This is a genomic window from Phycicoccus sp. HDW14 (assembly GCF_011383005.1).
Lineage (GTDB): Bacteria > Actinomycetota > Actinomycetes > Actinomycetales > Dermatophilaceae > Phycicoccus.
The window spans coordinates 2,295,900-2,320,674 of the sequence record NZ_CP049935.1; the positions used below are offsets into that span (position 1 = coordinate 2,295,900).

The window sequence follows — 24,775 nt, forward strand, 5'->3', positions numbered from 1 at the left end:
CGCCGGTCGACCCTCAGGGGACCTGCAGGGCCACGACGAACGCCTCGGGGTCGGCCACGGTGAAGGTGGCGCCCGGGTGGCGGATCCGACCCGTCGGGTCGATGGCCGGCACGGGGTCGTGGAACGCGACGCAGACGCCCCGCTCGCCGTTGGTCGCGAACGTGACGCCCCGGTCCGAGAAGGAGAGGTGCGGCGGGCCGGCGGTCTTGACGAACGAGTAACCGCCGGAGGTCTCGACGTGCGCGACGTTGTCGAGCGACGTCTCGAGCCGCCACCAGCCGAACCGCGACCGCAGCCGGCCGTCGCCCACCTCGACCCACGTCGTGGCCGGCAGCACCCCGAAGGGCAGGCCGGCGATGCGGTAGCGGCGGTCGAACGCGAACTCGAAGCGCTGGGTCGTCATCCGTCGACGCTACGGGCGTCCGACGTGGCACGGGGCGGGGTGAGCAGCTCGTCGAGGCGCGCCACCGAGTCCCAGTGCCGGGCGCCGTCGAGCAGGACCTCCAGCGGTTCGCCGCCGAGCAGCGCGAGCGCCTCCGGGACCGCGTCCGCCGCCAGGCGCCGGGCCAGGGTCACGTGCGGCAGCCAGCGGCCCGGGGCGACGAGCTCGGAGGAGAGCGGCGCCAGCGCGGCCGCCACCCCGGCGTGCAGGTCGAGCAGCGCCTCGGACGCCACGACGACCCGCGCGAGCACGTGGGGCCCACGTCCGAACAGCACGGGCGGTCCGAGCCACGCCGGCAGGGGCAGGACCCCGAGCGGGGCGAGGACGGCGGCGAGGCCGTCCGGCCCCGGCCATCCCTCCGACGTCGTCACCGTCACGTGCGGACGGTTCGAGGGGCTGGGGTGCAACGCCTGGCTCGGCAGCCCGGCCTCGGCCAGCCGCGCCCACTCGGCCCGCACCCCCTGGTCGGCGGCCGGGTCGAGGACGAGCTCGACGCTGTGCACTCCCCCATCCTCGCCGACCCGCCGTCCGAGCCGCCTCCCCGACCCCGAGCCGGTCCTGCGTCGCCGAGCCTGCTGCAGCAGGCTCGGCCGCAGCGAACCGTCTCGCACGTGGCCGAGCACCCTGAGGCCACGTCCACCCGGCCACGGCCATCGCTCCGGGCCGACGTTGCCAACGGCGGAGGGGTTCGGCTGTCAACCATTGCCGGGGGTGTCGCCGGACACGGTCACTAGGTTCCCGGTATCACGGTCCCTGTGAGCCGCGTCACCGCCGCGGCACCGGCAGAGAGGTCCCTCCCCATGTCGCTCGGTCTCGGTTGGAAGGTCAAGGGCGACGGGAAGTCGCTCGCCCCCGGGGAGGTCGTCGCCCCCGACGAGCGCCTCTCGTGGGGACGCACGGTGGGCCTCGGCGCCCAGCACGTCGTCGCGATGTTCGGCGCCACCTTCGTCTTCCCCCTGCTCATGGGCCTCAACGCGCAGCTGGCGATCATGATGAGCGGCATCGCGACCATCGCCTTCCTGCTCATCGTGCAGGGAAAGGTCCCGAGCTACCTCGGCACCTCGGCGTCCTTCCTCGGTGGTGTCATCGCGATCCGCGCCCAGGGCGGGGACTCCGCCGACGTCACCGGGGCGATCCTCGTCGCCGGCGTCGTGCTCGTCGCGGTCGGCGTCGTCATCCACTTCCTGGGCTCGGGAGTGCTGCACAAGGTGCTCCCGCCGGTCGTCACCGGCGCGGTCGTCATGCTCATCGGCTTCAACCTCGCCCCCGTCGTGGCCAAGACCTACTGGCCGCAGGACCAGTGGGTGGCCATCCTCACGATGGTCTTCACGATCGTCGTCGCCGTGGCGTTCCGGGGCTTCATCGGACGCATCGCCGTCTTCCTCGCCCTGATCTTCGGCACGCTGCTGTCCTGGGTCCTCGACCACACGGTCGGGCAGATCACCTCCGTCCTCGGCGGCGCCACCGAGGCCACCACCCACCTCCGGTGGAACACCGCCGGGGTCGGCGACGCCGCGTGGTTCGGCCTGCCCCCCAGCACGACCGTCGGCGCCGACGGCAAGGAGGTCGTCGGCATCCACGCGCCGTCGTTCACCGCCGCCGCGATCCTCCTCGTCCTCCCCGCGGTCATCGCCCTCATCGCCGAGAACGCCGGCCACGTCAAGGCGGTGGCCGAGATGACCGGCCACGACCTCGACCCCGTGATGGGCCGGGCGATCGCCGCGGACGGCATCGGGACGGTCATCGCCAGCTCGGTCGGCGGCTCGCCCACCACCACGTACGCCGAGAACATCGGCGTCATGGCCGCCACCCGCGTGTACTCCACGGCCGCCTACTACGTGGCGGCCGCCGTCGCCATCCTCTTCGGGCTCTCGCCGAAGTTCGGCGCCCTGGTCTTCTCGGTCCCCGGTGGGGTCCTCGGCGGCATCACCGTCGTCCTCTACGGGATGATCGGCCTGCTCGGCGCGAAGATCTGGAAGGAGAACGGGGTCGACTTCGGCAACCCGCTCAACCTCGTCCCGGTCGCCGCGGGCATCATCATCGGCATCGGTGACGTCTCCCTCAAGATCACCGACGACTTCTCCCTCAGCGGCATCGCCCTCGGCACCATCGTCACGGTGGCCGGATGGCACCTCGCGCGCTCCCTCGCCCCCGCGAGCTCCTCACCGACCGCGAGGGGACGGCGATCTCGGTCGGCGACCACGTCTACGGCGACAGCGACGGCATCGACGACCTCGCCCAGGAGGGCTACCCGGGGTCGAGGGGCGCGCGCGACCCGGAGCGCGACCGTCGCCCCTGAGCCCGCACGAGTGCGCCCCGCCCGGCCACCTCGCCGGGTGGGGCGCACCCGTTTCCCGACCCGCCCGCACCCACCCTTCCGCGGGCCCGTCCCGAGAGGCAGGATCGACAAGGTGAAGCCCGCCCCCTTCGTGCACCACGCACCGCGCTCGGTCGACGAGGCCGTCGCGACCCTCGGCGAGGTCGGCCACGACGGGAAGGTGCTCGCCGGCGGCCAGAGCCTCGTCCCCCTGCTCTCGATGCGCCTGGCCTCCCCCGGACACCTCGTCGACGTCAACGGCGTCCCCGGGCTCGACACGGTCGAGGTCACCGACGGATGGGTGCGCGTCGGGGCGCTCGTGCGGCACGCCGGGCTCGAGCGGCACGAGGCGGCGGTGGCCGCACTCCCCCTGCTGCGCACCGCGGTCCGCAACGTCGCCCATCCGGCCGTCCGCACGCGAGGCACGACGGTCGGCTCGATCGCCCACGCCGACCCCTCCGGCGAGATGCCCTCGGTGGCCGTCCTCACCGGCGCGGTGGCCGAGGTCGTGGGGCCCCGTGGCGCACGCGAGGTCGCCGCCGACGGGTTCTTCACCGGCCCGCTGGAGACCACCCTCGCGCCCGACGAGCTCGTCGTCGCGGTGCGCTTCGGGCGGTTGCCGGCCGGCACGCGCACCGCCTTCCTCGAGTCCGCCCGCCGGTCCGGCGACTACGCCCTGGCCGGCGTGGCCCTGGCCCTCGGCACCGACGGCGACGTCGTCACCACCGCCCACGCCTCGTTCGTCTCCGTCACCCCCGTGCCCGACGTCCTCGACCTCGGCCCCGCGCTCGCCGGTCACCCGCTGCGCGACCTGCCGCTCGACGACGCCGCCGAGCTGGTCCGCGGCCACGTCGACCCCGAGACCGACATCCACGCGAGCGCCGACTACCGGCGGATGCTCGTCACCGAGCTGACTCGTCGCGCCCTCCTCGAGACGGCCGGCACCGCGGCCGAGGGGGCGGCATGAGCGAGCCCGTCACCGACCAGCAGCTCTCGATCACGGTGCGCGTCAACGGGGTCCACCGCACGGCATCGGCACCGGCCCGTCGGCTGCTCTCCGACTTCCTCCGCCACGACCTCGGCCTCACCGGCACCCACGTCGGCTGCGAGCACGGCGTGTGCGGCGCGTGCACCGTGCTCGTCGACGGCGAACCGGCCCGGGCCTGCCTGATGTTCGCCGTCACCGCGCAGGCCCACGACATCACGACGGTCGAGGGCATCGGCAACGACCCGTCCGCCCTCAGCCCGGTGCAGCAGGCCTTCGCGGAGTGCCACGCGCTCCAGTGCGGCTTCTGCACACCGGGGTTCATCACCACGATCACGGCGTACCTCGAGGAGCATCCCGACCCGACCCGCGAGGAGGCCCGCGAGGCCATCTCGGGCAACCTCTGCCGGTGCACCGGCTACCAGAACATCGTCACGGCCGTCGTGCGCGCCGCCGAGATCCGCCACGAGCGGGGGCTCGCGTGACCACGCGCCAGGTCGGCGAGCGGGTCCAGCGCCGCGAGGACCCCCGCCTCCTCACCGGCAACGGCCGCTACGTCGACGACCTCGGGCGCGGTGCCCTGCAGGCGGCGTTCGTCCGCAGCCCCCACGCCCACGCGCGCGTCGTCGACATCGACATCGCCGACGCGTGGGAGCTCGACGGCGTCGAGGCGGTCTACACGTGGGACGACCTCGACGGCCGGGTCGCCGAGCCGCTCCCCGTCCTCATCCCCCACCCCGCGATGACCCACGCCCGCACCGGCACCTGCCTGGCGCGCGACGAGGTCAATCACGTCGGCGAGGCCGTCGTCATGGTCGTGGCCCGCGACCGGTACGTCGCCGAGGACGCCTGCGGCCGCATCACCGTCACGTACGAGACGCTGCCCGCCGTCGTCGGCCTCGAGAACGCCCGAGCCGCAGACCGGCTCGTGCACGACGACGTCCCGGGCAACGTGTCGGCCACCCTGCGCCAGGAGGTCGGCGACGTCGACACGGCGATGGCCGCGGCCCCGAACCGGCTCACCCTCGACCTCGAGATCGAGCGCAGCGCCTGCATGCCGATGGAGGGCAAGGGCGTCTACGCCCGCTGGGACGCCGACGACGAGTCGCTGCGGCTGTACTCCTCCACCCAGACCAGCACCGGGGTGCGCGCCGCCGTCGCGGCCAAGCTCGGGATGCCGCTCGCCAAGGTCGAGGTCGTCACGCCCGACGTCGGCGGCGGCTTCGGCGTCAAGATCGTCCACCCGTGGCCCGAGGAGGTCCTCGTGCCGTGGGCCGCGCGCCGGCTCGGCCGCGACGTCAAGTGGACCGAGGACCGCCGCGAGCACTTCGTCTCCTCCGCGCACGAGCGGGGCCAGCTGCAGGAGGTCGAGGTCGGCTTCGACGACGACGGCCGGCTGCTCGCCCTCGACGTCCGCTTCTGGCACGACAACGGTGCCTACACGCCCTACGGCATCATCGTCCCGATCATCACGGCCACCCAGCTGCTCGGGCCGTACAAGCCGGGCGCCTACCGCGTCGAGTTCTGGAGCCTCTACACGAACACCGTTCTCGTGACGCCCTACCGGGGCGCCGGGCGACCTCAGGGCTGCTACGCGATGGAGCGCACGATGGACGCCATCGCCGCCCACCTCGGCCTCGACCGCGCCGAGGTCCGCAGCCGCAACTTCATCCAGCCCGACGAGATGCCGTACGACCACGGCCTGATGTTCCAGGACGGCCGGCCCCTCAAGTACGACTCCGGCGACTTCCCGGCCAGCCTCGCCAAGCTCAAGGCGCTCGTCGGGTGGGACGACTTCGCCGCCTACCGCGAGCAGGCCGCCGCCGAGGGACGGCGCGTCGGCCTCGGTATCGGCTGCTATGTCGAGGGCACCGGGGTCGGCCCGTACGAGGGCGGCCACGTGCAGGTCGAGACCTCCGGGCGGGTCAACGTCGCCACCGGCCTCACCACCCAGGGCCAGGGCCACCAGACCGTGCTGGCCCAGATCGTCGCCGACGAGCTCGGCGTCCGGCTCGAGGACGTCCACGTCACCACGGGCGACACCCGCCGGATGGCCTACGCCGTCGGTACCTTCGCCTCGCGCGGCGCCGTGATGTCGGGCAACGCCGTCGCGCTGGCCGCGAAGGTCGTGCGCGAGAAGGCGTTGCGCATCGCCGCCGATGCCCTCGAGGTCTCCGCCGACGACCTCGAGATCGCGGACGGGGTCATCTCCGTCAAGGGGGCGCCCGGCACCTCCATCGGCCTGAGCACCGTCGCCGTCCTGTCCAACCCGCTGCGCTACGCCTTCGACGCCTCCGCCGCGGCCGCCACCCAGTTCGCCGGCACGTTCGACCCCGACAAGCCCCGGTCGCCGACGACGACGAGCCGGGCCTCGAGGGCCAGGACTTCTACTCCCCCACCCAGGCCACCTTCGCCAACGGGATGCACGCCGCCGTCGTCGAGACCGACCCCGTCACCGCCGAGATCCGCATCCTGCGGTACTGCGTCGTCCACGACTGCGGCGTCATGGTCAACCCGATGATCGTCGAGGGCCAGGTGCACGGCGGCGTCGCGCAGGGCGTCGGCGGCGCCCTCTACGAGCGGATGGTCTACGACGAGGGCGGCCAGCTGCTCAACGCCTCGTTCATGGACTTCCTCGTCCCGTACGCCTCCGAGGTGCCGCACGTCGAGACCGACCACCTCGAGACGCCGTCGCCGCTCAACCCGCTGGGGCTCAAGGGCGCCGGCGAGGCGGGGACCATCCCGGTGTCGGCGGTCATCGCCTCGGCCATCGAGGACGCCGAGGGCTTCCCCATCCGCTCGATGCCCATCAGCCCCGCCGAGCTCTGGGAGCTGCGGCGGGCCCGCGCCACCGACCCCGTTCCCGCGCAGGAAGGTCCGTCATGAAGATCACCGGCACCTCGACCCTCGACGCCGCCCCCGACGCGGTGTGGCGGGCCATCCTCGACCCGGCGGTCCTCGCCCGCTGCATCCCCGGCTGCGAGGCGCTGACCACGGTCGGTGAGGACCGGTACGCGATGACCGTCACGGCCGGCGTCGCGGCCATCAAGGGCACGTACACCGGCGAGGTTGCCCTCACCGACATGGAGAAGCCGTCGGCGCTGCGGCTGAAGGCCAACGGCGCCGGCGGTCCCGGCACCATCGACGCCGACGTCCGGGTGCACCTCACGCCGTCGGGTGCCGGCGGCACCGACCTCGCGTACGAGGCCGACGCGACCGTGGGCGGCACCATCGGCGGGGTCGGCCAGCGGATGCTCGCCGGCGTCACCCGCAAGATGGCCGGCCAGTTCTTCAGCGCCCTCGACGCCGACATCGCCGGCGGCGGAGCGCTCCCCGCCGCGCCCGCGAGCGCCCTGGTGGCCGGCACCGCGGGCTCGGGCTCCGCACCGGCCGCGCCCGCCGTCGGCACCACCTTCACGGGCCGGGCCGCAGGACCGGCGGCGAGCACGAGCGCCCGCGACCTCGTCGTCGCCGCGGTGGCCGGGGGGCTGCTGGCCCTCGCCGGCGTCGCGCTCGGCTGGCGGCTGGGGCGGCGGTCCTGATGCGCGCCTTCACCGCCGCCGCCGTCCAGGTCGCCCCGCACCCCGGCCCGCTGACGGCCGAGTCGGTGACCCGCAACATCGACCGCTGCATCGACTACACGCGCCGCTGCGTCGAGGCCACCGGCGCCGAGCTCGTCGTCCTCCCCGAGTCGTGCACCACCGGCTTCACCCCGGGCATCCCCACCGAGGAGCTCTGGGAGCTGGTCTCCGAGGTCCCCGGGCCGGTCACCCAGCGGCTCTGCGACGCCGCCGCCGAGCTGGGTGTCCACCTCGTCGCCGGCACCTACGAGCGAGGCCCGACGCCCGACGTGGTCTTCAACTCCTCCGTCCTCGTCGACCCCCAGGGCGTGATCCGCGGGGTGTACCGCAAGACGCACCCGTTCTGCTCCGAGGCCGTCGCGGGCGGCGGGTGGGTGACCCCCGGCGACTCCGTCACGGTCGTCGACACCGCGCTCGGCCGGATCGGGATGATCATCTGCTTCGACGGCGACTACCCCGAGCTGGCCCGCATCCAGGCGGTGCGGGGCGCCGAGGTCATCGTCCGGCCGTCGGCGCTGCTGCGCTCGGCCGACGTCTGGGAGCTGACCTCCCGGGCCCGCGCGTACGACAACCACGTCTACGTGGTCGGCGCCAACGCCACCGGAACCGACGCCGCGGGCGTGCACTACTTCGGGAACAGCCACGTCGTGACCCCGCTCGGCCACATCGTCGCCAAGGCCGCCTCGCACGAGGGCTGGGTGTCGGCGCGGCTCGACCCCGCAGAGGCGCTGGCGTCGCTGACCCCCGGCTCGAACATCGGCCAGGGCTTCGACCACCTGCGCGACCGGAACCTCGACCTCATCCGGAGCCACCGCGACGACCTCGAGGCACCGGCCAAGACCTCCTTCCCGCACGCCTGAGGAACCCGTCGACCCCCACCGGCGTGTCGCCGACGGCTTCGGGGGACAATGCGGTGTGACGTCACGACGCCCCCCGGGTCCGCCCAGCTACTCCGCCCGCAGCCCGTTCAAGCAGGCGGTGGCTCCTCCCGTGGAGATCTACGCCGTCGGCGACCGGGTCACGCACGACCGGTTCGGCCTCGGCCGCGTCATCGGCATCGAGCCCGCAGCGGTCCTCGTCGACTTCGGTCACGAGCGTGCGCGGGTCACCAGCCCGTTCACCCGGCTCAGCAAGCTCTAGGCCGGTCCCGGGCCCCCGACCGGCCCGAGTTCCCCCGGACCCCTGCCCCCCGAGCACGCCACCCGGTAGCCTCGCCGCGACGGCGTGCCACGGGTGCATCGCCGCGCCGAGGTCCGGGGAGGGACGCACGATGCAGGTCACGATGCTCGTCATCGGAGGCGTCGGCATCCTCCTGCTGCTCGTCTCGCTCGTGGTCGGCGACGTCGTCGACGGCTTCCTCGACGGCATCGGCCCCGACCTGCTCTCCGGGCTCGCGGTCTCCGGGTTCCTCGCCGCCTTCGGCTTCGTCGGCGCGCTCGTGCTCTCCGGGGGCGCCTCCGCCACCGTCGCGATCATCGCCGGCCTCGTCGCGGGCGTCGCCGTGGCGCTGGCCGCCGGGTACGCCAGCCGGCGCCTGATGCGCGGGGGCGACGAGTCCACGGTGCGCTCGGCGGGCCTCGTCGGGCTGTCCGGCACGGTCGTCGAGCCGGTGCCCGAGGACGGCTACGGGATGGTCAGCGTCGTCGCCGCCGGCCACATCACCCGCCTCAACGCCCGCGCCGACGAACCGCTCGGCAGCGGGACGGCGGTCGTCGTCACGGCCGTGCTCAGCCCGACCTCGGTCCGGGTGTCGCGCCGCGAGGCCTGAGCCGACTCCCTTCACGCACACCGGCGCGCGGAACCGGGGGACCTCGCGCCGCGTCCACCAGTCACCACCCACACCCGGGGTGCCTCCGGCGCCCCTGAAAGGTCAGGAACCATGTTCGGGTTCGACGTCTCGGTCGGCCTCGTCGCCGTCCTCGGGCTCGTCCTCCTCGTCGTCCTCTCCGGGCTGATCATCGCCTCGCGCTACCGCGTGGCGGGCCCCAACGAGGCGTTCATCGTCACCGGGCGCAAGGGCAAGGAGGTGAAGAACCCCGAGACCGGGGAGATGTCCACCGACCTGTCCGGCCAGAAGGTCGTCATGGGCGGCGGCATCTTCGTCGTCCCGTTCGTCCAGCGGCTGCACATCCTCGACCTGTCGAGCCGCCGCATCATGGTCCAGATCCGCGGGGCGGTCTCCGGGCAGGGCGTCAAGCTCAACCTCGACGGCGTGGCCATCGTCAAGGTCGGCGGCAACGAGGACTCCATCCGGGCCGCGGCCCAGCGCTTCCTCACCCAGCAGGGCGAGATCGAGACCTTCACCCAGGAGACGCTCGCCGGCTCGCTGCGCTCGATCGTCGGCTCGCTGACCGTCGAGCAGATCATCCGTGACCGGGCCGCGTTCGCCCAGCGCGTCGCCGACGAGGCCGAGTCCTCGCTCACCGGCCAGGGCCTGGTGCTCGACACCTTCCAGATCCAGGACATCACCGACGACGGCACCTACCTCTCCGACCTCGGGCGCCCCGAGTCGGCCAAGGTCGGCCAGCTCGCCGCCATCGCCGAGGCCAACGCCCGGCAGGCCGCCGAGCAGGCGCGCATCGTCGCCGAGCAGGAGATCGCCGTCAGCCAGCGCCAGCTCGCGCTGAAGACCGCCGAGATCAAGGCCGAGACCGACGCCGCCCAGGCCCAGGCCGCCGCGGCCGGACCGCTCGCCCAGGCCGACCGCGACCAGGCGATCCTCACCGAGCAGGAGAAGGTCGCCGTCCGGCAGGCCGCGCTCAAGGAGCGCCAGCTCGACACCGAGGTCCGCAAGCCCGCGGACGCCGAGCGCTACCGCGTCGAGCAGGAGGCCGAGGCCTCCCGCAACGCCGCGATCGCCGAGGCCGAGGCCCGCAAGGCCGCGAGCATCGCCGCCGCCCAGGCCGACGCCGAGAAGGCGCGGCTCACCGGTGAGGCCGAGAAGGCCCGACGCACGGCCCTGGCCGACGCCGAGGCCATCGAGGGCACCCGGCGCGGTGAGGCCGACAAGGCACTGCGTGTCGCGCAGTCCGAGGCCACCCGCGCCGAGGGTGACGCGCAGGCGTCGGCCATCCTCGCCACCGGTCAGGCCGAGGCCGAGGCGATGAACAAGCGCGCCGACGCCTTCGCCCGGTACAACGAGGCCGCCGTGCTCCAGATGCTCGTCGAGGTGCTGCCGCAGGTGGCCCGCGAGCTGGCGGCGCCGATGGCCTCGATCGACCAGCTGACGGTGCTCTCCACCGACGGTGCCGCGGCCCTGCCGAAGCAGGTGACCGACAACCTCACCCAGACGATGGCGATGGTCAAGAGCACGACGGGCATCGACATCCAGACGCTGCTCCAGAAGTACACGGGCGGGCCGGCCGGCACGTCGGTGTCGGCGGAGGTCGTCCCGGCGGTCGACGGCCCGACGGCCTGACGAGGCATCCCGCGTCGAGTGCGGATGTGGTCGCCCCGGCGACCACATCCGCACTCGACTGCCCGCCCCACTAGCCTGCTGCGATGGTCCGGGGCGTGGTGCGGTGGGGGGCGGCGGTGCTCGGCGTCGTCGTCCTGCTCGGCGTCGCCGGGTGGGCCGGCTACACCTACGCCCTCCCCCACCACCGACCCGCACTCGCGGCGGGCGAGCGGCTCGGGGTCGACGTCTCCGCGCACCAGGGCGACATCGACTGGGCGGCCGTGGCCGGTGACGGCATCGACGCCGCCTACGTCAAGGCCTCGGAGGGCGCCACCTTCGCCGACGACCGGTTCGCCGCGAACTGGGCGGGCGCGCGGGCAGCCGGCCTGGAGGTCGGCGCCTACCACTTCTTCACCCTCTGCAAGGACGGCGACGAGCAGGCGGCCAACCTCCTCGCCCGGCTGCGCGAGGTCGGCGCCGACGCCTCGACCCTCCCCCCGGTCGTCGACCTCGAGCTGAGCGGCAACTGCGCCGCCCGTCCGTCCCGAGCCGTCGTGCAGGAGCGGCTGACCACCTTCGTCAGCACCGTCGAGCAGGCCACCGGTCAGCAGGTGCGCCTCTACCTCCTCGGGTCGTTCGAGGAGCGGTACCCGCTGCCGGACGCGCTGGCCGACCGGGACCGCTGGGTGCGCCGGCTCCTACTGCGCCCGGGTGACGACGGCTGGGCGTGGTGGCAGGTCAGCAGCCGGGCCGCGGTGGAGGGCATCGAGGGGCCGGTCGACCTCGACGTCGTCGCCGCGGGCTGACGCGCGTCCGGTCACCCCGGTCGCGCGCGCCGTTCGGCGAGGATGGCCGTCGGGTGGGCGGTCCGTCGGCAGCATCTGCCAGCGCGGGGGCCGCGCCCGACCGGTTGGATCGAGCGCATGACCGAGCGGCAGCGGCGGATCCGGGTGGGCATCGACACCGGGGGACCTTCACCGACGTCGTGGCCGTCGACGAGGACTCGGGCGAGGTCGTCACGACGAAGACGCCGAGCACACCGGCCAACCCCGCGGACGGGTTCATCGCGGGCATCGAGAAGATCCTCGCCACCCTGGGCGCCACCGGGCACGACCTCACGGCCGTCTCGCACGGCACGACGGTCGCGACGAACAAGCTCCTCGAGGGCAAGGTCGAGCGGCTGGGGTTCGTGACGACCGAGGGCTACGAGTTCATGCTCGAGATCGCCCGCCAGGCGGTCCCCGACGGCTACGGCAACTCCTACTTCTGGGTCAAGCCACCCCGCATCGTCCCCGCCGACGCGGTGCGCACCGTGCGCGGCCGCCTCGACGTCACCGGCGCCGAGGTGCGTCCGTTCTCCGAGGACGACGCCGTCGCCGCCGCCCACTTCTTCCGGGACCGGGGCATCACGACGATCGGCGTCTGCTTCCTGCACTCCTACGCGAACGACGAGCACGAGCTGGCCATGCGCGAGGTGCTGCGACGCGAGCACCCGGAGGCCGTCGTCTCGATCAGCAGCGAGGTGCTGCGCGAGTACCGCGAGTACGAGCGGGCGATGACCACGCTCGTCGACGCCGCCGTCAAGCCGAACGTCAGCCGCTACGTCCGCAACATCCACGAGCGCCTCGACGGCTTCACGGGCGGGCGGCCCGTGCCGTTCTACGTCATGAAGTCCAACGGCGGTGTGCTGTCGGCCGACGAGGTCGTGCACCAACCGATCACCACCGTGCTGTCCGGGCCGGCCGCCGGGGCCCTCGGCGCTGCGCTCATCGCCGAGCGCGCCGGCTTCCCCAAGGTGCTGACCTGTGACGGCGGCGGCACCTCGACCGACGTCTCCGTCGTCCTCGACGGCGAGCCGACGCTGACCACCGAGGGGTCGGTCGGGGCCTACCCCAGCAAGATCCCGATGATCGACGTCGTCACCGTCGGTGCCGGTGGCGGGTCGGTCGCGTGGGTGTCCCCCGAGGGCACGCTCAAGGTCGGGCCGCAGTCGGCGGGCGCCGACCCGGGGCCGCTCTGCTACGGCCGCGGGGGCACCGAACCGACGATCACCGACGCGCACGTCGTGCTCGGCCGCATCCCTCCGCACCTGCTGGGCGGGGAGATCCCGCTCGACGTCGAGGCGGCCCGGGTCGGCCTCCAGGCGCTGGCCGACCGACTCGGCCTCGACCTGGAGCGTTGCGCCACAGGCGTCCTCGAGATCTCTGCGTGGAACCAGGCGAACGCACTGCGCCAGGTCTCGGTCAAGCGCGGGCTCGACGTCCGCGACTTCATGCTGACGACCTTCGGCGGCTCCGGGTCGCTGCTGGCCTGCCGGCTCGTCGACGTCCTCGACCTCGCCGGCGTCGTCGTGCCGCAGAACCCGGGCAACCTCAGCGCCTTCGGGCTGCTCACCGTCGACGTCCGCAACGACTACGTCCAGACCCACGTCGCGCGCCACGACGCCCTCGACCTCGCCGAGGTCTCCGTCATCCTCGAGGCCCTGACCGCCAAGGGTGCCGCGGCCCTGACGGCGGAGGGCTTCACGCCCGAGCAGCACGAGTTCGTCCGCACCGTCGACCTGCGCTACTTCGGCCAGGCCTACGAGGTGCGCGTCCCGGCCGGGTCGGGCACGGTCGACGACGCCTGGGCCCAGGAGGTGGCGGCGCGCTTCCACGACGAGCACCGGCAGCTCTACGGCTACGACTTCCGCGACGACCCCACCCAGCGCGTCGAGTGGGTCAACCTGCGGGTCACCGGGGTCGGCCCGATCACCCGCCCCGAGCTCCAGCCCCTCCCCACCCGTGACGGGGGTGGTCCGACACGGAGAGCCTGCCGGGGCAGCGCTCGACCCGGCCGGTGTGCTTCGACCCCGGGGCCGGCTCCGTCGACACCCCGGTGCTCTGGCGCCCCGACCTGCGCGCCGGTGACACCTTCGCCGGCCCCGCCATCGTCGAGGAGTTCGGTTCGACCGTCCCGGTGCACCCCGGCTTCGCGGTGCGCGTCGACGGTTGGGGCAACCTCGTCGTCACGAAGGAGGAGTCCCGATGACCGCCGAGCCGCGCACGCCGCGCACCCCCGAGGAGACCGCGGCCTACCTCGCGAGCCCGCCGGTCAACCCGGCCGGCCTCCCCACCGCGTACGAGCACGGCGGCCGCCTCACCGCCGAGGGCACCGCCGTCGACCCGATCCTCGTCGAGATCGTCCAGGGCACCCTCGCGAGCGTCGAGATGGAGGTCGAGACGGCCATCGCCCGCACGTCCCGCAGCCCGATGATCCGCGACGCCCACGACTTCCGCGCCGGAATCCACGACCGGCAGCTGCGCAAGCTCACCGGCCGCTCGTACTCGGCGCTCGTGCACCCCGTCGTCCGCGACTTCCCGGTCGAGCAGATGCGCGAGGGCGACGTCTACTTCCACAACGACGTCTACGAGTCCGAGGGCGGCATCGGCCACCTGCCCGACCTCTGCGTCACCGTCCCGGTCTTCCACGACGGCGAGGTCGTCGCGTTCGTCCAGGCCTTCGGTCACCACGACGACATCGGCGGCGCGGTGCCCGGCTCGATGCCCAGCAATGCCCGGACCGTGTTCGAGGAGGGACTCTCCGTCCCGCCGATCAAGCTGTGGGACAACGGAGTCCCCAACCGCGCCGCGCTGCGCATCATGACCCGCAACAGCCGGATGCCCGACAGCCTGGCCGCCGACCTCGACGCCGAGTGCTCGGCCTGCCTCATGGGCGCCCGGCGCCTCGGCGAGCTGTTCGCCCGCTACGGCCGCGACACCGTCGAGGCGGCGTTCGACGCCATCCTCGACGCGACGACCGAGACCTACCGGCGCGAGGTGCTCGACCGCATCCCCGACGGCACGTACGTCTGGGAGGACTACGCCGAGCACGACGGGGTCGACGAGCCCATGCTCCACACCCAGCGGATCACCCTCACCAAGACGAGCACCGGCGGCCCCGGGCCCGGTGACGGCGGCCCACGCCTCGTCATCGACTTCACCGGCACCGGCCCGCAGGCCAAGGGCCCGATCAACCACTGCGGCGACTACGTGGGCGGCAACTTCCTCGTCAAGTGGCTGGCCCCGTGCTGCGCAACCTCGCCGACTCCCCCGAGCGGATGGCCGAGCTCGACGTCAACGAGGGCGTCGTGCCGCTCATCGAGATGCGCTTCCCCGAGAAGGGGACCCTGCTCACGCCGATCTACCCCGCGCCGACCAACGCCCGCACCTTCGTCATCCTCCGGCTGCTCGGGGTGCTCGCGGGAGTGGTGGCCAAGGCCGTCGACGGCCGGATGCCCGCCGACCAGGAGACCATCCGCTACACCGGGGTCTACGGCCAGGACGCCGACGGCGAGGACTACCTCATGCGCGAGGTGCTCGGTGGCGGCTCGGGCGGGCGCTACTACGCCGACGGCGAGGACACCATCCACGTCGTGCCCGACAGCCGGAACCTGCCGACCGAGTTCACCGAGAGCCGTTTTCCCTTCCGCGTCGAGCGGCTCGGGCTCGCCGTCGACTCCGGAGGTGCTGGGCGCCACCGCGGCGGGCTCGGCTACGAGAAGCACGTGCGGATGCTCCGGGACGCGCACTTCATGTCCATCGCCGACCGCTCGATCCTCGCCTGCTGGGGCGTCAAGGGCGGCAGGGCCGGCCGGCCGTTCGAGGTGACCGTCGACCTCGGCGGCCCCGACGAGCGCGTCGTCGACGCCCTCGCCGACGCCGAGCCGGTGCGCGCCGGGCAGGTCATCCGGATCCGCACGACCGGCGGTGGTGGGTGGGGTGACCCGCTCGAGCGTCCCTACGACGAGGTCGAGCGCGACCTGCGCTGGGGCAAGGTGTCGTTCGAGGGCGCCCGGCGCGACTACGGGGTCGTCGCGACCGGCACGAAGGACGAGCCCGTGGTCGACGTCGTCGCCTCGGACGCCCTGCGCGCCGGGCGCCGCGCGGCCCGTGGCGCCGAGCCGTTCTTCGACCGGGGCCCGGCTACGCCCGCCTCTCCGGCGGCGCGACCTCGGCCGACGTCGACTGGGTCTGACGTGGCCGAGGCGGCCGACGACCGCCCGGTGCTCGTCGTCGGGGTGGCCGGGAAGACCGGCCGGGCCGTGGCGGCCGCCCTCCGGCGACGCCGCGTGCCGGTGCGCGGGACGGTCCGCCCCGACCGCGCGGACGACACCCCGCACGGCGTCGAGCCCGCCGAGGTCGACCTCGACACCGGGGACGGCCTCGAGGCCGCACTGGCCGGGTGCCGCGCCGCCTACCACCTGGCCCCGAACGTGCACCCCGACGAGGTGGGGATGGCCCGCCGCTTCGCCGCCGCGGCCACCGCGACCGGGCTCCCCCACGCCGTCCTCCACTCGGTGCTGCACCCCGAGGACCGGCGCATGCCCCACCACCTCCGCAAGGCCGCGGCCGAGCAGGTGCTGCGCGAGCGGCTGCCGGCCTCGCTCGTCGTCCTCCGCCCGTGCGCGTACCAGGAGAACCTCCTGCCGCAGGTGCTCGCCGGCGAGGTGGTCCTCCCCTACTCACCGGACGCGCCGTTCACCGCGGTCGCGCTCGACGACGTCGCGGAGGCCGCGGCAAAGGTGCTGCTCGACCCGGCGAGCCGCCGCGCGACCTACGACCTCGCCGGCCCGCAGGCCCTGTCCACGCGCGAGATGGTCGAGCAGGCCGCCGAGGTGCTCGGCCGTCCGGTCGCGGTCCGGGTCGTCACGCCCTCCGCGTGGGCCACCGGACCCGGGGCCGGCCTGCCGCCGCGGGCGCGCGACGACCTCGTGCAGATGTTCGCCGCGTACGACGAGGACGGCCTCGTCGGCGACCCCGCCGACCTCGCGACCCTGCTCGGACGCCGCCCGACCCGGTGGTCCGAGACCGTCGCGGCGTCCGGCCGCTGACGGCGCGAGGGCGGGTGCGGCCGCCGCAGCGACCCCACCCGCCCTGGCGTGGGCCCTCGGCCGCTCAGCGGCGGAAGACCTGCACCTCCGTGATGCCGACCTTCTGCGCGCCGGAGTAGCCGGTGACGCAGTCGGTGACGTTCGCCGGGTCGGCGTCCTGCTCAGCGGCGTACAGCGGACCGCCCTGGCACTGGTTGGCCACGACCTCGAGGCGCAGGTGCGTCGCCGCGGTCTGGGGGATGTCGAACGAGCGCATCTTCAGTGCCGGTGCCGTCGGCCGCGGGACCCCGGCGGGGAACGCGTCGGCCGGGGAGGTGTACACCGCGCGGAAGTCGGCGTCGCGCGAGCAGTCCACCCGGCCCCTGGCGTCGCACGCCCAGACCCGGAACTGGCGCAGGGCCTGGAAGCGGGCGACCGAGCCGGGCTCGGGCAGGGCGCTCACCTGGACCCGTCGGACGACCTGGCGGCCTCCGGCGAGGTCGACGGTGAACACCTTCTGCGCCGCGCTCGGCTGGTCGACCGTCGTACCGGTCGTGCCCTCGTTGTCGTCGACGAGCTTGGCCAGCCCGACGCCCTCACCGCTGATCGTCGCGCCCCGTGTGCTGCTGGCGAGGTTGTCCCGCAGCCTGACCGGGAGGTCGCGCGTCTGGCGCGGCCTGGCCGTCAGGGTGACGCGGACCTGGCCGTGACCCGGTGCCGCGGCCGTGTAGGTGCGCTCGCCCGGCACGACGGCGAAGGTGTCCGGCAGGTCGGTCGCCGGGTCGGTGTCGGCCACGGGGCGCGAGCGCGCCGTGTACTCACCGACGTACAGCTTCGCCCCCACGACGGGACGGCCCTCCTCGTCGGTCGGCGAGAAGCGCAGCGTGGCGTCACCCGCGTAGGCCGAGGAGAAGCTCGGCACCGGGGTGGAGTCCGACGAGCTGGTCGAGGCCGCACCCTGGCCGAGGCCACGGGCGGCGAAGGCGTTCCAGAGCAGGTCCTGGTTGCGACCGCCGAAGCGGAGCAGGTCGGCGGCGAGCATCCGGTCGCGGGCGTCGACCATCGAGACCGACCCGCTCGGCATGAGCAGCCAGGCGTCGAAGACCAGCTGGATCCAGCGCCGGTTGCCCGGGCACTGGGCGACCGGGGTGGTCCCGTTCGCGCAGGCCTTCTGCGTGGCGGCGTCCCGAGGCCGTAGCGTCCGATGAACGCGGCGCGGATGTCGTTGTTCGTCGCCGACCAGATCTCGCCGTCCGCGTGGACCTGCGGGCCGGTGAGGTCGTACCCGACGTTGGAGTAGTTCAGCGGGCTCTGGCCCATGTTGTAGTTCCGGATGCCCTGCTGCGGGTTCCCGGTGACGTAGGCGCCCATCGGGGTCGCCTCGCCGCCGAGCGGCGCGTAGCCGTTCTCCTGCAGGTACTCCATCGCCATGAGGTCCGACCAGCTCTCGCCCATCGCCCCGGCCTGGAGCCCGGACAGGCCCATCGCCGGGCCGCCGGCCATCCGGTTGCTGATGGCGTGGCCGTACTCGTGGCCGATGACCGACATGTCGAACGAGCCGTCGACGCACGGGGCGTAGAACGAGCCGGCGACCGGCTGCCACATGTACATGTTGCTCGAGACGGTGCCGCCGTCACCGAGGGTCAGCTGGTTCGCGTTGTTGCGCAGACCGACCTGGGCGCCGGACTGGGCACGACCCTGCTCGGGGTCACCGCCGAGCCCGCCCTTGCCGTAGTTGTCACGCTGCAGGTTCCACGCGGTCTCGGTGAACCCGAGCCGGTAGGACCAGTCGTGCATCCGGTTGTGCATCCCGAAGAGGTTGGCCGTCGCTGCGTCGATGTCGTTGCGGGTCTCGCTCGTGTACGCGTCCGGGCTGCACTTGCTCGTCTGCCAGACGTTGGTCCACGGGTAGACGTAGTTCCGGTCGCTGCGCGGTGACGCCGTGGGGCCGGGCGTCGTGCGCCACTGCTCGTAGGTCAGCGCGTTGTTGCCGTTCGTCGTGAAGGTGAGGTTCGTGGCCGGGTCGACGTCCCACGCCTTCGGGGACGCCGGGCTGCCGACGACCTCGTCACAGCCCTCGGCCGCGACCCAGCAGAACGTCGCTCGGGTGTCGGTCGAGGACCGGTCGGTGTTCGGCGTGCCGGTGAAGACCTTCCAGCGCGGGTTGTCGCTGTCGGCGTCGACGAGGTTCTCGCGGGCGATGACCTGACCCGAGCGGGCGTCGACGTGCACCGTGTACGCCGTCTCCTCGTCGACCACCATCTCGACCCGCCAGGCGGCCCGGGGGCCTGGCCCGGGGAGGGCACGGCGACCTCGTCGGTACGGGTGCTGAGGAGCTTCGCGGCGTCGGCCTCGACGCTGCGGGCCGCCGCGGCGACCGCGGCGTCCTTGCCCACGGTGGCCGCGGCCGGGGCCTGGGCGTCGGGGGTCAGGGTGGAGCTGACGTACCGCACGGCGCCGTCCTGGACGGCGACCGCCGCGGTGCCGTCGAGCCCGGCGGGGAGCCCGCCGAAGGTCTGGCGCAGCAGGACGACCGTCGCGTCCCCGATGCGGTTGGTCCCGATGACCTCCACGGCATCGGCCTGGCCGGCACTGAGCCCGAAGGTCGCCCGCTCGCCGGCGACGAAGTCGAGCGCCGCCTGCTCGGGGTCCTTCGCCAGGCCGCGGGCCACGGGCGAGGTGCCGTCGAGGACGTAGGTGGCGGGTGCGCCGAAACGGTTCCACGTCACCGTCTTCGCGCCCGAGGCCCGGCCGGTGGTCGTCGACCGCTGCGCGGCGCGGCGCTGTTCCGCCGAGGGGGCGGCCGTGCCCTTGCGGGTGTCGAGGTCGGGCAGGCCGTGCTCGTGGTCCCCGGGCGCCTGCGACTCGTGGCCGCCGGCGGCGGGTGGGGGTGCGGCGACCGCCGACTGCTGCACGGCGACGGCCATGCTCAGGGCGACGGCGGCCGTCGCGCCGAGGGCGGTGGCCCTCCTCGCGCGGGTGGTGGGTCTCATCCCGGTGCTCCTCCGTGTGGGTGGCACGACGGGAGGCACCGAGGTCGCCGCGGACCGGATCCCGACCGCGACCGTGTGGTTGGGCCCCCGGCCCCGTCGCATCCGACCACCCAACCCGACCGTCCACCTGAGAAGAACCTGAGGAAGTCATGGAGTTGGTCAATTCTTCGTCAGGTCGCGCCGCGGCCGGCGGGTCGGGCTGCGGCGCGCCGGACCCCGACCGCACGCCGGACGGCGCCGGGGCGGGACTAGGTTGGCCGGACACCGAGCCAGGAGGAAGCCGACCATGTCCGGACCGCTCGACGGCATCACCGTCGTGGACCTCTCCCGGGCCCTCGCCGGCCCGCACGCCGCGATGCTGCTCGGCGACATGGGCGCGCGCGTCGTCAAGGTCGAGTCGGCCGGTGGTGACGACACCCGCGGCTGGGGTCCGCCGTTCGTCGGCCCCGAGGACGACCCGGTGTCCACGTACTTCCTGTCGTGCAACCGGAACAAGGAGTCGATCGTCCTCGACCTGAAGTCCGACGACGGCCGCGACGTGCTGACCCGGCTGGCGCGCCGGGCCGACGTCCTCGTCGAGAACTTCCGGCCCGGGGTGATGGACCGCCTCGGGTTCGGGGTCGAGCACCTGCACGCGCTCAACCCCGGGCTCGTCATCCTGTCGATCAGCGGCTTCGGCCACGACGGGCCCGAGGGTGGCCGCCCGGCTACGACCAGATCGCCCAGGGCGAGGCCGGGCTGATGTCGGTCACCGGCACCGGGCCCGACGAGCCGCAGCGCGTCGGCGTGCCGATCGCCGACCTGCTCGCGGGCCTCCACGGTGCGTACGGGGTCGCGGCGGCCCTGCGCGAGCGAGAGCTGACCGGGCTCGGCCGGGTCGTGCGCACCTCGCTGCTCGCGGCGGTCGTCGGGGTCCACGCCTTCCAGGGCACGGCGTACACGGTCGCCGGCCAGGTCGGTCGGGCGCAGGGCAACCACCACCCCGCGCTCGCGCCCTACGGGCTGTTCCACGCGAGCGACGGCCCGGTGCAGGTCGCGGTCGGCTCGCAGGGGCTGTGGGTGCGCTTCGCCGAGGCCTTCGGCATCGACCCCGCCGACCCCCTGCTGGCCACCAACGCCTCCCGCGTCGCGCACCGCGAGCACCTCGTCGAGGTCATCGACACCTCGTTCGGCACCTGGCGCGCCGAGGACCTCCTGGCCCGGCTCGCCGAGCTCGGCATCCCCGCCGGCAAGGTCCGCACCGTCGACGAGGTCTACGACTGGGACCAGACCCGCTCGCAGGGGCTGGTCGTCTCGGTCGACCACCCGGTGCTCGGCCCGGTCGAGCTGCCCGGGCCGCCGATCCGGTTCGACGACAACGCCTTCGGTGGTGGACGCGAGACCCATCTGCCGCCACCGGCCCTCGACGAGCACGGGGCGGCCATCCGGGCCTGGCTCGACGGGGCCGACGCCGCGGACGGCCCCGCCCACACCTGACGGCGTGCCCCGTCCTGCCAACGGCACGCCGCCTCTTGGGCAGAACCTGACAACGCGGACCCCGCGGCGCGCTCCCTAGGGTCGAGTCCCGGGCACCCGCCCGGCGACGGCGGAGCGAGGTGACATGCGGGTCCTGCTGGCCCTCGGCGGCAACGCGATGACCGGTCCCGACGGCAGCGCCACCCCCGGCGCGCAGATCGCCGCCGTCACCGGGGCGATGCAGGCCGCCGCCCGCCTCGTCGCGGCCGGCCACGAGCTGGTCGTCACCCACGGCAACGGCCCGCAGGTCGGCAACCTCCTCGTGAAGAACGAGCTGGCCGCGCACGTCGTCCCGCCGGTCCCCCTCGACTGGTGCGGTGCCCAGACGCAGGGGACGCTCGGCTTCACCATCCTCGACGCGCTCGACGGCGCGTTGGCCGCCGCCGATGCGCACCGGCCGGTGGCCGCGCTCGTCACGCGCACCCTCGTCGACCGCGACGACCCCGGCTTCACCCACCCGAGCAAGCCCGTGGGCCGGTACCTGCCCGAGGACCAGGCGCGGCGGATGGTCGAGCACGGCCAGGTCTGGGAGGACCGCGGCGAGAAGGGCTGGCGCCGGGTCGTGGCCAGCCCCGAGCCGCTCGAGGTGCTCGACGTGCCGGCCGCCCGGACGCTGCTCGACGCCGGGTACGTCGTCGTCGTGGCCGGCGGCGGGGGCATCCCGGTCGTCCGCGACACCGACGGGGTGCTGCGCGGCGTCGAGGCGGTCATCGACAAGGACCTCACGGCGGCGCTGCTCGCCCGGGCCCTGCACGCCGACGTCCTCGTCATCGCCACCGACGTCGACCACGCGGCGGTCGGCTTCGGCACCGACGCCCAGCGCGACCTCGGCCGGGTCACGCTCTCCGAGCTGCACGACCTCGCCGACGCCGGCGAGTTCGCCTCCGGCTCGATGGGCCCGAAGGTCGAGGCCGTCTCCCGCTTCGTCGCCGCCGGAGGTCCGCGCGGCGTCATCACGTCACTCACCCACATCACCGACGCCGTCGACGGGGGCTTCGGCACCGTCGTCGAACCCGACTGAGAGGAAACCGCCGTGCCCGACGCCATCGAGGTCCGCAAGGTCCCGCTGCACTCCGTCTCCGACGCCTCAGAGCTCGGCGCCCTCATCGACGCCGGTGTGCTGGAGGCCGACCGGGTCATCGCCGTCATCGGCAAGACCGAGGGCAACGGCGGGGTCAACGACTACACGCGCATCATCGCCGACCGCGCCTTCCGCGAGCTGCTCGTCAGCAAGGGGGCCGACCCCGAGCGGGTCAAGGACGTGCCCATCGTCTGGTCGGGCGGCACCGACGGCGTCATCAGCCCGCACGCGACGATCTTCGCGACCGTGCCCGCCGAGAAGGCCGAGCAGACCGACGAGCCGCGCCTCACGGTCGGCTTCGCGATGAGCGAGCAGCTGCTGCCCGAGGACATCGGACGCACGGCGATGGTCACGAAGGTGGCCGAGGCCGTGAAGGTCGCGATGGAGCGGGCGGGCATCACCGACCCGGCCGACGTGCACTACGTGCAGACCAAGACGCCGCTGCTGACCATCGACACGATCCGTGACGCCAAGAAGCGCGGCCACGACGTCTTCACCGAGGACACGCTGACCTCGATGGACGTCTCCAACGGCGGCACCGCCCTCGGCATCGCCGTCGCGCTCGGCGAGATCGAGATGCCGAGCGACGAGGACGTGCTGCGGGACCGGTCGCTGTACTCGTCCGTGGCGTCGTGCTCCTCGGGCGTCGAGCTCGACCGCGCCCAGGTCGTCGTCGTCGGCAACGCGCGCGGGGTCGGTGGGCGCTACCGCATCGGGCACTCGGTGATGACCGACGCGCTCGACCAGGACGGGCTCTGGGCGGCCATCCGCGACGCGGGGCTCGAGCTGCCCGAGCGGCCGCACCACAGCGACCTCGACGGCCGGCTGGTCAACCTCTTCCTCAAGTGCGAGGCGAGCCAGGACGGGCGGGTCCGGGGCGGCGGAACGCGATGCTCGACGACTCCGACGTGCACTGGCACCGGCAGATCAAGGCGGCGGTCGGCGGCGTGACTGCGGCGGTCACCGGCGACCCGGCGGTGTTCGTGTCGGTGTCGGCGGCCCACCAGGGTCCCGACGGCGGCGGCCCGGTCGCGGCGATCGTCGACCTCGGGGACGACCCCACCGGCTACCGCCCCTGACCCCGGTCCCGGTAACGGCGGGTCCCTGACCTGCGCCGATGTCGCATGCCCGGAGGTACCCGTGGGTAGGAGAGCGGCGTGCCACCGACCCACGACACCCAGAACCCGCCCACCGGGCCGCTCGAGCAGCTGCTCTCGGCCCGCCGCGAGGAGCACCTCGAGACCTCCCCCGCCGCCTCCATCACCGCCGCGGTGGCCGAGATGGTCGCCCATCCCGAGTACCCCTGCCTCGGGGCCCGCTCGGTCTTCCGCCGCGACGCCGTGACCTCCGTGGTGCTCGACGACCTCACCGACACCTCGCCCGGCGGCTCGCTCGACGCCCTCGGCGAGCACCTGCGCGCGTTCGCCGCCTCGGCCGACCCCACCGGCGACCTCGTCTCGTTCGTCGCCTGCTTCCGCGGCCCCGCACCGGCCGGCGAGCGCGCCTACGAGAAGCGGCTCTGGGCGGCCCTGCGCCACCTCCACGCCCACGACGAGTCGCCGTGGCCGGGTGCCGTCGCCGACGACCCGGTCGACCCGCACTTCGCGTTCAGCGTCGGGGGACGCCGTTCTTCGTCGTCGGCCTGCACCCGGACGCCTCCCGCATCGCCCGGCGCGCGCCGGTCCCGACGCTCGTCTTCAACCTCCACGAGCAGTTCGAGCGGCTGCGCTCCGACGGCCGGTTCGAGCGGATGCGCGACACCATCCGCCGCCGCGACACCGATCTGCAGGGCAGCCTGAACCCCATGGTCGCCGACCACGGCGAGGCCTCTGAGGCCCTCCAGTACTCCGGGCGCGAGGTCGCGCCCGGCTGGGTCCCGCCCTTCCGCCCCCGCCCCCTCGACGAGGAGCCCGCATGAACCCCGCCCGCACCCGGTACCCGCGCAGCGGCGACGCCCCGCCCTACGGCGGCGGACCCGACGGGCCGGCAGACGGCTGGCAGCGCATCGCGCCCCAGACCGGTCTGGCGGTCGAGCTGGCGCCCGGCGACCGGCTCACCCTCCTCGACCCCTGCGGTGAGCAGGTCAGCGACCTCTACCTCGTGAGCGCCGACGACGTCGCCGAGCAGTTCTCCTCCGGCCGCACGACCGACTTCGGCAACAGCGTCTACGTCTCGACCGGCTCGCTCCTGTGGAGCAACCGCAGCACCCGGCTCGCCGAGGTCGTCGACGACACCGTCGGCGTCCACGACCTGACGCTCACGCCGTGCAGCCAGGCGACCTTCGACGTCCTCTACCCCGACCTCGGCGGCGCACCACACCCCAGCTGCTTCGCCAACCTCGTCGGCGCGCTCGGGCCGTACGGCGTCGACCCGGACCGGATCGGTGTGACGCTCAACGTCTTCATGGACGTGTGGACCGACGAGCGCGGCGAGCTGCACATCGACCCGCCGCCGACCCGGCCCGGCGACCGGTTCACGATCGAGGCCCGGGTGCCGCTCGTCGCGGGCATCACGGCCTGCTCGGCCGAGAAGTCCAACAACGGCACCTGCACGCCGATCGACGTCCGGGTCGAGCGGGCCGGCTGACGGGCCCGCGGCCGCACCCCTCGGCGG

The 24,775-nt window shown here is 73.8% G+C and carries 16 protein-coding genes and 8 pseudogenes; 19 read left to right on the plus strand and 5 right to left on the minus strand.

The features are described from left to right. Positions 1 to 13: 13 nt before the first annotated feature. Together G7075_RS11255 and G7075_RS11260 are read right to left on the minus strand one after the other, a co-directional pair. Entirely contained in the window at positions 14 to 403 is a 390-nt protein-coding gene (locus G7075_RS11255; protein ID WP_166121856.1) for a hypothetical protein, read from the minus strand. Further along, on the minus strand, positions 400 to 945 hold the full coding sequence (locus G7075_RS11260; RefSeq protein ID WP_166121858.1) for a 2'-5' RNA ligase family protein: 546 nt from the start codon (positions 943 to 945) through the stop codon (positions 400 to 402). The genes G7075_RS11255 and G7075_RS11260 overlap by 4 nt, the downstream gene beginning before the upstream one ends. 297 nt (positions 946 to 1,242) lie before the next feature. Between G7075_RS11260 and G7075_RS21195 the strand changes: the two genes are divergently transcribed. From G7075_RS21195 to G7075_RS22020, 14 genes and pseudogenes are all read left to right on the plus strand, one after another. Next, complete coding sequence (locus G7075_RS21195) at positions 1,243 to 3,726, plus strand: solute carrier family 23 protein (protein ID WP_240917556.1); 2,484 nt, start codon at positions 1,243 to 1,245, stop codon at positions 3,724 to 3,726. Further along, entirely contained in the window at positions 3,723 to 4,229 is a 507-nt protein-coding gene (locus tag G7075_RS11275; RefSeq protein ID WP_166121862.1) for a (2Fe-2S)-binding protein, read from the plus strand. The genes G7075_RS21195 and G7075_RS11275 overlap by 4 nt, the downstream gene beginning before the upstream one ends. Next, positions 4,226 to 6,265: an aerobic carbon-monoxide dehydrogenase large subunit gene (gene cutA / locus G7075_RS11280; RefSeq protein WP_256378023.1), complete on the plus strand. Its 2,040-nt coding sequence runs from the start codon at positions 4,226 to 4,228 to the stop codon at positions 6,263 to 6,265. Before G7075_RS11275 ends, cutA begins: the two co-directional genes overlap by 4 nt. Further along, positions 6,163 to 6,630, plus strand: a pseudogene (locus G7075_RS22010) (molybdopterin cofactor-binding domain-containing protein); the annotation flags it as partial. The gene cutA and the pseudogene G7075_RS22010, both read left to right, overlap by 103 nt. After that, positions 6,627 to 7,286, plus strand: coding sequence for a carbon monoxide dehydrogenase subunit G (locus G7075_RS11285; RefSeq protein WP_166121864.1), 660 nt, complete (start codon positions 6,627 to 6,629; stop codon positions 7,284 to 7,286). The pseudogene G7075_RS22010 and the gene G7075_RS11285, both read left to right, overlap by 4 nt. Beyond that, positions 7,286 to 8,185 (plus strand): carbon-nitrogen hydrolase family protein, encoded by a 900-nt coding sequence (locus tag G7075_RS11290; RefSeq protein WP_166121866.1) that lies wholly within the window; start codon positions 7,286 to 7,288, stop codon positions 8,183 to 8,185. The genes G7075_RS11285 and G7075_RS11290 overlap by 1 nt, the downstream gene beginning before the upstream one ends. A gap of 55 nt (positions 8,186 to 8,240) precedes the next feature. Beyond that, a complete protein-coding gene (locus tag G7075_RS11295) occupies positions 8,241 to 8,465 on the plus strand; it encodes a hypothetical protein (RefSeq protein ID WP_166121868.1) in 225 nt (74 codons plus the stop codon). 130 nt (positions 8,466 to 8,595) lie between these two features. Continuing rightward, a complete protein-coding gene (locus G7075_RS11300) occupies positions 8,596 to 9,093 on the plus strand; it encodes an NfeD family protein (protein WP_166121870.1) in 498 nt (165 codons plus the stop codon). 111 nt (positions 9,094 to 9,204) lie between these two features. Beyond that, positions 9,205 to 10,743 carry a flotillin family protein gene (locus tag G7075_RS11305; protein ID WP_166121872.1) on the plus strand — a complete coding sequence of 513 codons (1,539 nt, stop codon included), beginning with the start codon at positions 9,205 to 9,207 and terminating at the stop codon, positions 10,741 to 10,743. 83 nt (positions 10,744 to 10,826) lie between these two features. Further along, complete coding sequence (locus G7075_RS11310; RefSeq protein ID WP_166121874.1) at positions 10,827 to 11,528, plus strand: GH25 family lysozyme; 702 nt, start codon at positions 10,827 to 10,829, stop codon at positions 11,526 to 11,528. Between the two features lie 179 nt (positions 11,529 to 11,707). After that, a pseudogene (locus G7075_RS21200) lies at positions 11,708 to 13,075 on the plus strand (hydantoinase/oxoprolinase family protein); the annotation flags it as partial. Positions 13,076 to 13,560: 485 nt separating this feature from the next. Beyond that, positions 13,561 to 13,752 (plus strand): hypothetical protein, encoded by a 192-nt coding sequence (locus G7075_RS21205; protein WP_240917557.1) that lies wholly within the window; start codon positions 13,561 to 13,563, stop codon positions 13,750 to 13,752. Between the two features lie 179 nt (positions 13,753 to 13,931). Beyond that, positions 13,932 to 14,696, plus strand: a pseudogene (locus G7075_RS22015) (hydantoinase B/oxoprolinase family protein); the annotation flags it as partial. 92 nt (positions 14,697 to 14,788) lie between these two features. Then, positions 14,789 to 16,594: a hydantoinase B/oxoprolinase family protein gene (locus G7075_RS22020; RefSeq protein ID WP_256378024.1), complete on the plus strand. Its 1,806-nt coding sequence runs from the start codon at positions 14,789 to 14,791 to the stop codon at positions 16,592 to 16,594. Positions 16,595 to 16,658: 64 nt separating this feature from the next. On the opposite strand, the gene G7075_RS21210 is transcribed toward G7075_RS22020, so the two are convergent. From G7075_RS21210 to G7075_RS22790, 3 genes and pseudogenes are all read right to left on the minus strand, one after another. Beyond that, positions 16,659 to 17,369 carry a hypothetical protein gene (locus tag G7075_RS21210; protein ID WP_240917558.1) on the minus strand — a complete coding sequence of 237 codons (711 nt, stop codon included), beginning with the start codon at positions 17,367 to 17,369 and terminating at the stop codon, positions 16,659 to 16,661. A gap of 216 nt (positions 17,370 to 17,585) precedes the next feature. Further along, a pseudogene (locus tag G7075_RS22025) lies at positions 17,586 to 17,657 on the minus strand (hypothetical protein); the annotation flags it as partial. A 158-nt stretch (positions 17,658 to 17,815) separates the two neighbouring features. Further along, positions 17,816 to 19,717 (minus strand): annotated as a pseudogene (locus G7075_RS22790) (M36 family metallopeptidase); the annotation flags it as partial. Between the two features lie 135 nt (positions 19,718 to 19,852). Between G7075_RS22790 and G7075_RS11335 the strand changes: the two are divergent. The 5 genes and pseudogenes from G7075_RS11335 (at position 19,853) to G7075_RS11355 (ending at position 24,748) form a co-directional block, all read left to right on the plus strand. Further along, a pseudogene (locus G7075_RS11335) lies at positions 19,853 to 21,042 on the plus strand (CaiB/BaiF CoA transferase family protein). A gap of 124 nt (positions 21,043 to 21,166) precedes the next feature. Then, positions 21,167 to 22,102 (plus strand): carbamate kinase, encoded by a 936-nt coding sequence (locus G7075_RS11340; RefSeq protein ID WP_166121876.1) that lies wholly within the window; start codon positions 21,167 to 21,169, stop codon positions 22,100 to 22,102. 12 nt (positions 22,103 to 22,114) lie between these two features. Beyond that, positions 22,115 to 23,241: pseudogene (locus G7075_RS11345) on the plus strand (ring-opening amidohydrolase). A gap of 201 nt (positions 23,242 to 23,442) precedes the next feature. Next, a pseudogene (gntA, locus tag G7075_RS11350) lies at positions 23,443 to 24,080 on the plus strand (guanitoxin biosynthesis heme-dependent pre-guanitoxin N-hydroxylase GntA). Next, positions 24,077 to 24,748 carry a DUF1989 domain-containing protein gene (locus tag G7075_RS11355; protein WP_166121878.1) on the plus strand — a complete coding sequence of 224 codons (672 nt, stop codon included), beginning with the start codon at positions 24,077 to 24,079 and terminating at the stop codon, positions 24,746 to 24,748. Before gntA ends, G7075_RS11355 begins: the two are co-directional and overlap by 4 nt. The last annotated feature ends 27 nt before the right edge of the window (positions 24,749 to 24,775 follow it).

What these genes read in the sequence shown, in the direction of transcription:
- G7075_RS11255 (WP_166121856.1), bottom strand. Translation starts at nt 403, where the DNA reads ATGACGACCCAGCGCTTCGAGTTCGCGTTCGACCGCCGCTACCGCATC.
- G7075_RS21195 (WP_240917556.1), top strand. Translation starts at nt 1,243, where the DNA reads ATGTCGCTCGGTCTCGGTTGGAAGGTCAAGGGCGACGGGAAGTCGCTC.
- G7075_RS11275 (WP_166121862.1), top strand. Translation starts at nt 3,723, where the DNA reads ATGAGCGAGCCCGTCACCGACCAGCAGCTCTCGATCACGGTGCGCGTC.
- G7075_RS11285 (WP_166121864.1), top strand. Translation starts at nt 6,627, where the DNA reads ATGAAGATCACCGGCACCTCGACCCTCGACGCCGCCCCCGACGCGGTG.
- G7075_RS11290 (WP_166121866.1), top strand. Translation starts at nt 7,286, where the DNA reads ATGCGCGCCTTCACCGCCGCCGCCGTCCAGGTCGCCCCGCACCCCGGC.
- G7075_RS11300 (WP_166121870.1), top strand. Translation starts at nt 8,596, where the DNA reads ATGCAGGTCACGATGCTCGTCATCGGAGGCGTCGGCATCCTCCTGCTG.
- G7075_RS11305 (WP_166121872.1), top strand. Translation starts at nt 9,205, where the DNA reads ATGTTCGGGTTCGACGTCTCGGTCGGCCTCGTCGCCGTCCTCGGGCTC.
- G7075_RS11310 (WP_166121874.1), top strand. Translation starts at nt 10,827, where the DNA reads ATGGTCCGGGGCGTGGTGCGGTGGGGGGCGGCGGTGCTCGGCGTCGTC.
- G7075_RS11340 (WP_166121876.1), top strand. Translation starts at nt 21,167, where the DNA reads ATGCGGGTCCTGCTGGCCCTCGGCGGCAACGCGATGACCGGTCCCGAC.
- G7075_RS11355 (WP_166121878.1), top strand. Translation starts at nt 24,077, where the DNA reads ATGAACCCCGCCCGCACCCGGTACCCGCGCAGCGGCGACGCCCCGCCC.